Origin of the sequence: Streptomyces sp. NPDC046887 (genome assembly GCF_040644755.1) — a bacterium.
Classification (GTDB): domain Bacteria; phylum Actinomycetota; class Actinomycetes; order Streptomycetales; family Streptomycetaceae; genus Streptomyces; species Streptomyces lichenis.
Genome location: NZ_JBEYXH010000002.1, coordinates 185535 through 197772, shown reverse-complemented (window position 1 = coordinate 197772; position 12238 = coordinate 185535). Strand labels below are relative to the sequence as shown.

The window sequence follows — 12238 nt, the reverse complement described above, 5'->3', positions numbered from 1 at the left end:
TCTCTGCGGCCCCCGCCGCCGAGTCGCCGGAAACCGGTCGAATCCGGGTGGCCGGAAGGCGGCCGTGCGCCCTGCACGCCACGGTGCGCCCCCATGCGGTACTCCGCCCGTTTTTGCGGGTATGTCCTGATTAACCCGCTGAAACCGGACGGGGGTCGGCTGCTGACTTGGGGAAGTGGACGGTGTGATCGACACCGATGGCGTCCACGCCGAGTGGAGCTTCCCCGCGGAGCTCGGTGCCGTGCGCGCCGCCCGCCACTCGGTCGGTGACGCCCTGCGCGAGTGGCGGTTGGACGGCGAGGTGCGGGACACGGCGATGCTGCTGGTCAGTGAGCTGGTCACCAACTCCCTGCGGTACGCCTCCGGGCCCATCGGCGTCCGGTTGACCCGGCTCCCCGGCGGCGGCGACCCCGCCCACGACGGTGACGGCACCTCCTCGGCGCGGGGTCCCGCGCTGCTCGTGGAGGTCACCGATCCGCTGCCCGACCCCCCGTTGGCACGGCCCGCCGGACCCGATGACGAGACCGGTCGGGGCCTTCAGCTGGTGGCCTGTTCCGCTCGCCGGTGGGGCACCAGGAAGGGCAGGACCGGCAAGTCCGTGTGGTTCGAGCTGCCCCTGCCTGGTTAGAAGACTGAAGGGACAACGATCAACCAAGGGGCGGCTGGAAAGGAACGAGACCACCCTGTGATCGTGAACGGCGTGCCGCCGGGGGCCGTAGTGCTGAATACTGCGGGAATGGCCGGTCCGGTGCGGTGAGCTGGAGGGGACGGTCGCGTGAGCGAGATACCTGAGTCGGCGAGCGGCGTCATGTGGCAGAGCAGCCCGCCTGGCTCGATCTATGACTACATACGAGTCGCCTCATTCTCGATAGGCCCCGACGGCCTGGTCGACCAGTGGAGTCTGCGTGCCGCCGAACTCTTCGGCGTGAGCGCCGAGGAGGTGCGGGGCAGGGACCCGGTCGAGGCCTTCCTGCCGCCTGAGCTGCGCACCCGCGGCCGCGGCAGGGTCGCGGAGATCCTGGACGGCAAGGAGTGGACCGGGCTGGTCCCGTTCCGGGTGCCGGGGGAGAGCCACGGCCGCGGTCTCGCCGAGGTGTATGTGATGCCCAGTGAGACCGAGCACGGCGAACGCGGCGCGCTCTGCATCGTGGTGGACGTCCGTGCCCTGCGGCGGATCGAGACGGACCTCGCCGCCTCGGAGGCGATTTTCGGCCAATCCCCCTTCGGCTTCCTGCTCTTCGGTGTCGATCTGACGGTCAAGCGGGTCAACCAGCGGTTCGCCACGGTCTTCGGCGGCTACGCGGACGAGCACCGCGGCCGTACGGTCCACGACTACCTGGCCCGCCCCGAGGCCGAACGGCTGGACGCGGCGCTGCGCCGGGTCCTGGAGACCGGCGAGTCGGTGACCGAACTCCAACTCTCCGGCGCGGTCCCGGGCGCCACCACCGCCTCCGCCACCACCGCCTCCGCTGCCGGCGGCGGGGAGCGCCGTCACTGGTCGATCAACCTCTACCGGGTGCACAGCGGTTCCGGGCGGCCGGTCGGGGTGGCCGGGCTCGGCATCGACGTCACCCGCCGCCAGATGGCCGCCCGCGAGGCGGCCAGCGCCCGGCGCAACCTCGCCCTGCTCAACGAGGCGAGCGCCCGCATCGGCAACTCGCTGGACCTGGAGACCACCGCCCGGGAGCTCCTCGACGTGGCCGTGCCCGGCTTCTGCGACACCGCGTCGGTCGACCTCTACCAGGCGCTGCTCACCGGCGACGAGGCCCCGCCCGGCCGGGCCGACGGCCACAGCGCCGAACTGCGCAGGGTCGCCGCCGCCAGTGCGGTGTCCGACGCCCCGCTGCTCAACCCGGCGGGTGCGCAGGGCTGTTGCGCCGCCGCGCCGATCGACGTCGGGGCGGTGCACAGCTACCCGTTCCACTCGCCCTGCGCCACCGCGCTGCGCACCGGCCGCCCCGAGACGGTGCCCGGCGCCGACGGGGACCTGGTGCACTCCACCCTGGTCGTGCCGATGACCGCGCACGACACCGTGGTGGGCCTGGTCCAGTTCTCCCGCGCCAAGGGCAGCGAGCCGTTCGGCGAGCGCGACCGGGCGCTCGCCGTGGAGCTGGCCGCCCGGGCCGCCGTCTGCATCGACAACGCCCGGCTCTACCGCCGCGAGCACGAGCGGGCACTGATCCTCCAGCGCAGCCTGCTGCCGCCGGGCGACCCGGAGGCGGCCGGACTGGACATCGCCTGCCGCTATCTGCCTGGCAACACCGCCACCGAGGTCGGCGGCGACTGGTTCGACGTGATCCAGCTGCCCGGCCACCGCACCGCCCTGGTCGTCGGCGACGTGATGGGACGCGGGCTGCGGGCCGCCGTCGCCATGGGCGAACTGCGCACCGCCGTACGGACCCTGGCCCAGCTGGACCTGGAGCCGGCCGAGGTGCTGTCCCATCTGGACGAGATCGCCCGCGGCCTCGGCAGTCCGGCCGCCGGACGCGGGGCGGCGGCCCGGGCCGCCGGGGGCCGCGGTCCCGAGCTGGCCGAGGTCTATCTGGCCACCTGCGTCTACGCGGTCTACGACTCCGTCACCCGCCGTATCACCTTCGCCAACGCCGGCCATCTGCCGCCGGTGCTGGTGGAGCCGGGCGAGAAGGCGCTGATGCTGGACGTCCCGCCGGGGATGCCGCTGGGCGTGGGCGGCGAGCCGTTCGAGGAGGTGGAGGTCGACCTGCCCGAGGGGGCGCTGCTGGCGCTCTACACCGACGGGCTGGTCGAGTCCCGCGACCACCCCCTGGACGAGGGCATGCAGGCCTTCCGCTCGGCCCTCACCGACCCGGCCCAGCCGCTGGAGGACGTCTGCGACCACGTCCTGGGCACCCTGGACACCCGGCACGGCGAGGACGACATCGCCCTGCTGCTGGCCCGGGTGCAGGGGCTGCCGGCCGAGGCCGTCGGCGACTGGCGGCTGCCGCGCGAGCCCCGCTCGGTCGGCCGCGCCCGGGATCTGGCCCGCGCCCAGCTCACCGCCTGGGACCTGGAACCGCTGGTGGACACCGTCGAACTGCTCGTCAGCGAGCTGGTGACCAACGCGCTGCGGTACGGGGAGGGGGAGATACGGCTCCGGCTGCTGCGGGACCGCACCCTGGTCTGCGAGGTGTGGGACGCCGGACTGGTCCAGCCGCGCCGCCGCCGGGCCCGGGACACCGACGAGGGCGGCCGCGGGCTCCAGCTGGTCGGGCTGCTCAGCGCCGGCTGGGGCTCCCGCCGCACCCCGCGCGGCAAGACGGTCTGGTTCGAGCTGCCCCTCCCGGACGGCGAGGGCCTCGCCGAACCGACGGTCGACCAGCTGCTCAGCATGTTCTGACGACGCCCCCGGCCACCGGACACGAGGCGCCCCCGCCGCGTACGGGGTCCGCCGCGTCCGCGGCGGGTACGAGCCGCGTACGAGGCGGGCCTGCCACGCACCGGCACGCCCGCCTCCGCCGTACACCGGGCGCCCTCCCCGCATATCGAGGCACCTCCGCGATCCGCGGGGGTGCCTCGTGGTGCTCCCTCGGGGGTGCCTCGTGGTGCTTCCGGGTGGCCGGCCGTACGCCGCACGGGTGGAGTTGCGCACGGAGGGCGCCGTGTCGCGTGCGGTTCGCCCCGCGGGTCCTTTTCATGGGACGGGTCGTTGGTGTGATCATCACCAAAGCCCATAAAGCATGCCGAACCGGTATGTACCGCATCCCAGAACAGCCCAGAACAGCCGAGAACAGGACGAAGAGGTGGCAGACATGTCCCACGACGGCGCCCTTCGGGGCAGGACATGCTCCCGGGGCATCCGCCCCCGCTCCCGGGCCCGGCGCCCGGCCGTCCTGTTCACCGCCGGGGTGCTCACCCTCGCCTCGCTCGCCGGGCTGACCGGCTGCGGCTCCGGCGACGAGGAGCAGGGCCCGGCCCGCCCCGTACCGCAGGACATCGCCGCAGCCGGGCGCGCCGGGGTCGGCGACGGCGGTTCGCTGCGCTGGGCCGTGGACTCGGTGCCCAGCACCCTCAACGCCTTCCAGGCCGACGCCGACGCCACCACCGGGCGGGTCGCCCAGGCCGTACTGCCCTCGATGTTCACCCTGGACGAGCGCGGCCGCCCGCAGGCCAACCCCGCCTATCTGGAGTCCGCCGAGGTCGTCGAGCGCGAGCCCAAGCAGGTCGTCCTCTACAAGCTGCACCAGCAGGCGGTGTGGAGCGACGGCCGCGAGATCGGCGCCCCCGACTTCGTCGCCCAGTGGCGCGCCCTGGCCGGCAAGGACTCGAAGTACTGGACCGCCCGCAACGCCGGCTACGAGCGCATCGAGAAGATCGAGCGCGGTGACGGCGACCTCCAGGTCCGGGTCACCTTCGCCAAGCCCTACGCCGACTGGCGCGCCCTGTTCTCGCCGCTCTACCCCAAGGACGTCACCGGGACGCCGGACGCCTTCAACGAGGGCGCCCGCACCCAGCTGAAGAACACCGCCGGGCCGTTCCGGGTGAAGTCGGTGGACGCCAAGAGCGCCGCGGTCACCCTGGAGCGCAACCCCCGCTGGTGGGGCAGCCCCGCCAAGCTGGACACCCTGGTGCTGAGCGCCGTACCGCGCGGCAAGCGGCCCGCCGCGCTCGCCGCCGGCACCGTGGACCTGGCCGAGGTCGACGCGGCCGGCGCCGAGCGGATCACCCGGGCCCACCAGGACGCCGGGACCGCGGGCGGGCAGCCGCTCACCCACGGCCCGGGCGCCGACACCACCCCCTCCGCCGCCCTGAAGTCCTGGGCGCTGGCCTACGGCTCCGACGAGGAGCAGGCCGAGGTCCACCAGGCCGCCCGGCTCCGCGCCCGGCAGGCGGTCACCGCGTACGCGGCCCAGCAGAAGGCGCTGCACGGCTTCGCGGTCCGCAAGAGCCTGGAACCGGCGTACACCCAGCTCGCCATGAACGGCGAGAGCGGTCCGCTCGCCGACGAGCGGGTGCGCCGGGCGGTGGCCCGCGCCCTGGACCGCCGGGAGCTCGCCGAGACCGTGCTGAAGCCGCTCGGGCTGCCCGCCTACCCGGTCGGCAGCCACCTCGCCCTGGCCGGGCAGGGGGCGTACGCGGACGGCAGCGGCGCCCTCGGCGGCCAGGACACCGAGGAGGCGCTCGGGCTGCTCGCCGACGCGGGCTGGACCCGGGGCGGCACCCGCAAGCCCGCCGCCCCCAAGGACGCCGCCGGGCAGCCCGCGGAGAAGGAGAACGGCAAGGAGAAGGAGAGCGAGGGGGAGGAGAACAAGGACGCGGCCAAGGCCGGGACCGGCGGCGCGAGCGGACCCGCGTCCCCCAAGGCGGCCGGCAGGACCCCGGCTGAGAAGTCCGCCGCCGACGAGCCGTCGAACGAGGGCCTCTACATCGTCGGCGACGACAAGCCCGCCGCCGAGGCCAGCGGCGGCGCCGACGGCACCCGGGTCCTCGCCCCCGCCGCCCACGGCATCAAGCTGCCCGCCGAGCAGGACAAGGCCGTCCCCGGCAAGGCCGTCCCCGAGAAGGCCGTCCCCGGCGCCTACGCCCCGATGGGCACCGCCGCCCCGGCCGCCAAGGGCTCCGCCTCCCCCGCCACGGAGGCCTCCGCGGCGGCCCCGGCCTCCGGGCCGCTCGCCAAGGACGGCCGGCCGCTCACCCTGCGCTTCGTCCTCCCGGCCGGGCCCGGCTCCGAGGCGCTGCGCACCGTCGGCGAGAAGATCGTCCGGATGCTCGACAAGGTCGGCATTACCACCGAGATCACCAAGGTGCCGGACGAGAGCTACTTCAAGGACCACATCGCCGCCGGCGACTACGACCTGGCCCTCTACTCCTGGCCCGGCACCGCCTACCCGGCCACCGACGGCCGGCCGATCTACGCCAAGCCCCGGCCCGCCTCCGACGGCTCGCTGCTGGTGGAGCAGAACTACACCCGGGTCGGCACCGACCACATCGACCAGCTCTTCGACCAGGCCGCCGCCGAGCTGGACGAGAAGGCCGGCAACGAGCTGGTCCGGCAGGCCGACGCCCGGATCTGGGCCACCGCCGGCTCCATCCCGCTCTACCAGCGGCCCCAGCTGGTCGCCGCCAAGGCGAACGTGGCCAACGCCGGGGCCTTTGGCTTCGCCACCCCCCGCTTCGAGGACATCGGCTTCACCGGCAAGGGATCCAGGTAACCCCGGATAACCCCAGCTCAACCGGCCCGTCCACCGCACCCCGGTGGGCGGGCCGCGGCAGGTCCGGGGCCGCCGGGGAGGCCGGCCCGGGCGGGCGGGGGAGGCCGCCCGCGCGGCGGGCCCGTACCATGGACACAGCCGTGGCGCGTCCGCCCGGCGGGCGTACGAGCACCAGATGCGCCGACAGACGCCGAATCCCACGATCCGAGAGAAGCGCCAGCCACTCATGCCCACGCGCCACGACATCCGCAACGTCGCCATCGTCGCCCACGTCGACCACGGTAAGACCACCATCGTCGACGCCATGCTGAAGCAGGCGGGAGCGTTCGCCGCGCACCAGCTCGACTCCGTCGACGACCGGGTCATGGACTCCAACGACCTGGAGCGTGAGAAGGGCATCACGATCCTCGCCAAGAACACGGCGGTGAAGTACCACCCCAAGGACGGCGGGGCCCCGATCACCATCAACATCATCGACACCCCCGGCCACGCCGACTTCGGCGGCGAGGTCGAGCGCGGGCTGTCGATGGTGGACGGCGTGGTGCTGCTGGTGGACGCCTCCGAGGGTCCGCTGCCGCAGACCCGCTTCGTGCTCCGCAAGGCCCTCCAGGCCCGGATGCCGGTCATCCTCTGCATCAACAAGACCGACCGGCCCGACTCCCGGATCGACGAGGTCGTCAACGAGACCTACGACCTCTTCCTCGACCTGGACGCCGACGAGGAGCAGATCGAGTTCCCGATCGTCTACGCCTGCGGCCGTGACGGCATCGCCTCGCTGACCAAGCCGGAGGACGGCACCGTCCCGGGCGACTCCACCAGCCTGGAGCCGTTCTTCTCCACCATCCTGGAGCACATCCCGGCCCCCACCTTCGAGGAGGAGGCCCCGCTCCAGGCGCACGTCACCAACCTGGACGCGGACAACTTCCTCGGCCGTATCGCGCTGCTCCGGGTCGAGCAGGGCGAGCTGCGCAAGGGCCAGACCGTCGCCTGGATCAAGCGCGACGGCTCCACCTCCAACGTGCGCATCTCCGAGCTGATGATGACCGAGGCGCTCACCCGCAAGCCGGCCGAGGTGGCGGGCCCCGGTGACATCTGCGCCGTGGCCGGCATCCCCGACATCATGATCGGCGAGACCCTGGCCGACCCGGAGAACCCGATCGCGCTGCCGCTGATCACGGTGGACGAGCCGGCCATCTCCATGGTCATCGGCACCAACACCTCGCCGCTGGTGGGCCGGGGCGCCACCGGCAAGGGCGCCGACAACAAGGGCGCCGTGAAGGACCGCAAGGTCACCGCCCGCCAGGTCAAGGACCGCCTCGACCGCGAGCTGGTCGGCAACGTCTCGCTGCGCGTCCTGGACACCGAGCGCCCCGACGCCTGGGAGGTGCAGGGCCGCGGCGAGCTGGCGCTGGCCATCCTGGTCGAGCAGATGCGCCGCGAGGGCTTCGAGCTCACCATCGGCAAGCCCCAGGTGGTCACCAAGGACGTCGAGGGCAAGGTCCACGAGCCGGTCGAGCGGATGACCATCGACGTGCCCGAGGAGCACATGGGCGCGGTCACCCAGCTCATGGGCGTGCGCAAGGGCCGGATGGACAACATGTCCAACCACGGCTCGGGCTGGGTGCGCATGGAGTTCGTGGTGCCCTCCCGCGGCCTGATCGGCTTCCGCACCGAGTTCCTGACGCAGACCCGCGGCACCGGTATCGCGCACTCCATCCACGAGGGCCACGAGCCCTGGTTCGGCGCGCTGCAGACCCGTAACAACGGCTCCCTGGTCGCCGACCGCTCCGGCGCGGTCACCGCCTTCGCGATGACCAACCTCCAGGAGCGCGGCGTGCTCTTCATCGAGCCCGGCACCGAGGTGTACGAGGGCATGATCGTCGGCGAGAACTCCCGCTCCGACGACATGGACGTCAACATCACCAAGGAGAAGAAGCTCACCAACATGCGGTCCTCGTCGGCCGACTCGTTCGAGGCGATCGTCCCGCCGCGCAAGCTCTCCCTGGAGCAGTCCCTGGAGTTCTGCCGCGACGACGAGTGCGTGGAGGTCACCCCGGAGGCGGTCCGCATCCGCAAGGTGAACCTGGACGCCCGCGAGCGCGCCCGCGCCGCCTCCCGCGCCAAGCACGGCTGATCCACCGGAGTCCCCCGCCACCGGCCGTGGCGGGGGACTCCGGAAACGGCCCGTACGAGCCCTCAGGGGCGCGTACGGGCCGTTTCGCGTCCCCGGGGTCACCCGGGACCCACCCGGCCGCCCGTCCCGCGCCCCGGGGCCCCGGCGCGCCCCCGCACCGCCGCCCGTGCGGAGTGGCCGACATGTGCGCCTGGCAACCGATTTCCCGGGCGCGATGTCCGGTTTCCGGACGCCGCTCGGCGTCGATCTGTATTAACAGTCCGTTTCGGGGGTGTCTGTCTGGGATCGGTTTGTCCAAATTCTGGTCACTCGTGCGGAGTGATGTTGCCAAACCGAGATGCTTTAAGTGTGGTTTAGGGCGTGAACTTACCCAATAGTTGGCACCACTGAGCTCGGGTCAAAAGGTTCAGCGCTGTGGGGAGCGCCGGCCGAACGAGCACACGGGGGCACGGATCTTCGCCGTCAGGGGTGTCGGTGGGGTCTCTTGTGCCCACTCTTGTAGTGAACACGTGGACTCATGAGGAGGAACCCATGCGTGGTGCCACGAGCGCCCTTGGGGTCGGGTCGTCGCGAACGGTTCGTACGGTCGTAGGCCGGTGCGCGTCCGTCCGTCAGGACGTAGACGGCGCCCGCCGAATCTGAGGCCACGTCAACCGCTCGGCTCGCGTTCCTGGGGTGCCATCCACCCCGCTTCCGTCCCTCTCGTACCCGGAACTCCCCGGCCCACACGCCGGAGGACCGGGCGAACCGCCGCACCCGCAACCGGGGGGTGCGACGGGTGAAGGGGACCGTCGTGCGGCCACATCCACCTCCCGAGGCTCGCCTCGGCGGGGTACTGCGGCGCACAGGACCGCGGGTCATCAGACACCCGTGAAATGGACACACCATGACCAGTCCAATCGAGACCGAGACAGCCGCCGCTGTGCCCTCTGTCGACTTGGACGACAAGACCGCAGCCACGACCAAGGCTCCGGAGAAGGCGCCCACCGGCCGCTCCCCCCGGGAGCTGATGTGGGCGCGCTTCAAGCGCGACCGCACCGGCGTGATCTCCGCGTGCGTGGTGATCTTCTTCTTCGTGATCTCCGCGCTCGCGCCCGTCATCTCCTCCCTCTACGGCAAGGACCCGTACACCCTGTACGGGCAGAGCCAGGACCCGGACGCCGCGCCCCTGCTGGACGACTTCGGCCTTCCGCTGGGGTACTTCGGCGGGGTCTCCGGCGACCACTGGTTCGGCGTGGAGCCGCAGTTCGGCCGTGACCTGTTCACCATGCTGCTGTACGGCATGCGCACCTCGCTGTACATGGCGCTGGGCGTGACGGTCCTGGTGACCCTCACGGGTGTGCTGATCGGCCTGGTCGGCGGCTACCTCGGTGGCCGCGCCGACTACATGATCGGCCGGGTCACCGACTTCTTCCTGTCCTTCCCGAGCCAGCTGTTCTTCATCGCCTTCATGCCGGTGGTGACGGCGATGTTCGTGGACCCGCGGGAGGAGACGCCGACCTACTTCCGGGCGCTGGCCATCCTCATCGTGCTGTGGGTGCTGGGCTGGATGGGCATGTCCCGACTGGTCCGGTCGACCACCCTCTCCCTGCGGGAGCGGGAGTTCGTCGAGGCCGCCAAGGTCGCCGGCGCCTCCCCGTGGCGGATCGTCCGCAAGGAGATCCTGCCCAACGTCGCCACCCCGATCCTCGTGCAGTTCACCTACATGCTGCCGAGCACCATCCTGACGATCGCCTTCCTGTCCTTCGCGGGCGTGGGCTTCGTCGAGCCCACCCCGGACTGGGGGCGGCTGTTCGCGGTCGGCGCCAAGGTCGCCGAGCAGGACCCGGCCTTCATGTTCTTCCCGGGTATCGCGATGGTCGTGTTCTTCCTCTGCTTCAACCTCCTCGGCGACTCCGTACGGGACGCCTTCGACCCGAAGACCGGGCGGTAACCGTCCATTTCGGTGGGGGGTGACTGCCGCCCCCACGTCGGCCTGCCGACCGTGCCAGGCAGTACTCAATGGATACAAACCGACAGGTAGGTGCATAAAGCATCATGAAGACCTTCAACACCCGCACCGCGCGCGCCATAGTCGTGGCGCTCGCGGCCGGCTCCCTGGCACTGACCGGGTGCTCGAAGAACACCGGTGGGGACTCCGACGCCAAGGAGAAGGCGAAGAAGGACCAGAAGAACGCGGCCGCCCAGTCCGCCGCGGTCAACTACGGCGACGCCGCGGCCTCCACCGGCCCGGCCGCCGAGGTCCCCGGCGCCCGTCCCGGCGGCACCGTCACCGTGTACCAGGAGTCGGGCATCAGCCACCTGGACCCGGGTCAGGTCTACGTCTCGGACGCCGGCCAGCTCTCCAACCTGATCTTCCGCGGGCTGACCAACTTCTCCGAGGACGGCAAGGGCGGTGTCTCGGTCGTCGGCGACCTCGCCACCGACTCCGGCAAGTCCTCCGAGGGCGGCAAGGTCTGGACGTTCACGCTGAAGGACGGTGTGAAGGACCAGAACGGCAACGTCATCACCTCCAAGGACGTCCGCCACACGATCGAGCGCACCTACGCGAAGTTCCTCTTCGACGGCCCGACCTACATCCAGAACTGGCTGAGCGGCGCCAAGTACCGCGACGCCCTGCCGGACGGCGGCTTCGGCGACAAGCACCTGCCGGACAGCGTCCTGGCGACCCCGGACGAGAAGACGATCGTCTTCAAGTTCGACAAGCCGCGCCCCGACCTGCCGCAGACGCTGGCGATGCCGGGCTACTCCATCGTGCCGGAGAAGACCGACACCAAGGAGAAGTACGACAAGGCCCCGGTCTCCCTCGGCCCGTACAAGATCGCCGAGAACAAGACCGGCAAGTCCCTCAAGCTGGTGAAGAACACCAACTGGGACCCGAAGACCGACTCCGTGCGCCACCAGTACGTGGACGGCTTCAACTTCCAGTTCGGCGTCACCGAGTCCACCCAGACCAAGCGGCTCATCGCCGACCAGGGCGGGGACAAGAGCGCCATCCAGTTCACCGGCTCGGTGGACGCCACCCAGATCCAGGACGTCGTCGGCGACGCCAAGGTCAACGCCCGCACCATCAAGGGCTACCAGCCCTACGTGCAGGTGCTCTCCTTCAACCTGGACCGGGTCAAGAACAAGAAGGTCCGCGACGCGGTCACCTACGCGGCCAACAGCTCCTCGCTGATCGCCGGTGAGGGCGGCCAGTACGGCGGCGACGTGGCGGCGAACCTGTTCGCGCCCACCCTGCCGGGCTACGAGGCCGACTACGACCCCTACGGCCGTCTGAAGACCCCCAAGGGCAACCTGGCCAAGGCCAAGGAGCTGCTGAAGGACGTCCCGGCCGCCGAGAAGAAGCTGGTCTTCGCGTACGCCAACAGCGAGTCGGGCCAGAAGCGCAAGGTCGCCATCGAGGACGCGCTGGGCGCGGCCGGCATCGACGTCGTGGCCAAGGAGATCGACGCCGCCAGCTACTACCAGACCATCGGCAAGCTGGACAACCCGTACGACATCTACATCAGCGGCTGGGGCCAGGACTGGCCGTCCCCGGCCACCGTGGTGACCCCGATCTACGACGGTGACCAGGTCGCCGACGGTTCGGCGAACTACTCGCACATCAAGGACCCGAAGGTCCAGGAGCTGATCGCCAAGGCCCTCACCCAGGAGCCGACCGAGGCCGCCGCCACCTGGCGCGAGGCGCACCACTACATCCTGGAGAAGGTCAACCCCTCCGCCCCGCTCTGGTACACCAAGCAGATCCAGCTGTTCGGTTCCAACATCGGCGGTGCCCGCTACAGCACGGAGTCGAGCTACCTCGACATCACCCGTGTGTTCCTGAAGCAGCCGTAACTCTCTCCGGCTGACCGCGGGGGTCGCGCACCAGGCGGAGCGCGCCCCCGCGGTTCAGAGAACCAACCCCCCATCGTCTCCGCAGAGAGCAGCCTCC

At 71.3% G+C, this 12238-nt stretch carries 6 protein-coding genes; all 6 read left to right on the top strand.

Annotation, left to right across the window (positions count from 1 at the left end; genetic code table 11):
- Positions 1-175 precede the first annotated feature (175 nt).
- Positions 176-628, top strand: coding sequence for an ATP-binding protein (locus ABZ945_RS03920; protein ID WP_361263389.1), 453 nt, complete (start codon positions 176-178; stop codon positions 626-628).
- Between the two features lie 180 nt (positions 629-808).
- A complete protein-coding gene (locus ABZ945_RS03915) occupies positions 809-3355 on the top strand; it encodes a SpoIIE family protein phosphatase (RefSeq protein ID WP_361263849.1) in 2547 nt (848 codons plus the stop codon).
- Between the two features lie 412 nt (positions 3356-3767).
- Positions 3768-6167, top strand: a complete 2400-nt coding sequence (locus ABZ945_RS03910) for an ABC transporter family substrate-binding protein (protein WP_361263386.1) — start codon at positions 3768-3770, stop codon at positions 6165-6167.
- A 226-nt stretch (positions 6168-6393) separates the two neighbouring features.
- Entirely contained in the window at positions 6394-8301 is a 1908-nt protein-coding gene (gene typA / locus ABZ945_RS03905) for a translational GTPase TypA (RefSeq protein ID WP_361263384.1), read from the top strand.
- A gap of 886 nt (positions 8302-9187) precedes the next feature.
- Positions 9188-10234, top strand: a complete 1047-nt coding sequence (locus ABZ945_RS03900; protein ID WP_361263382.1) for an ABC transporter permease — start codon at positions 9188-9190, stop codon at positions 10232-10234.
- A 104-nt stretch (positions 10235-10338) separates the two neighbouring features.
- On the top strand, positions 10339-12141 hold the full coding sequence (locus ABZ945_RS03895) for an ABC transporter substrate-binding protein (protein WP_361263379.1): 1803 nt from the start codon (positions 10339-10341) through the stop codon (positions 12139-12141).
- Positions 12142-12238: the final 97 nt, after the last annotated feature.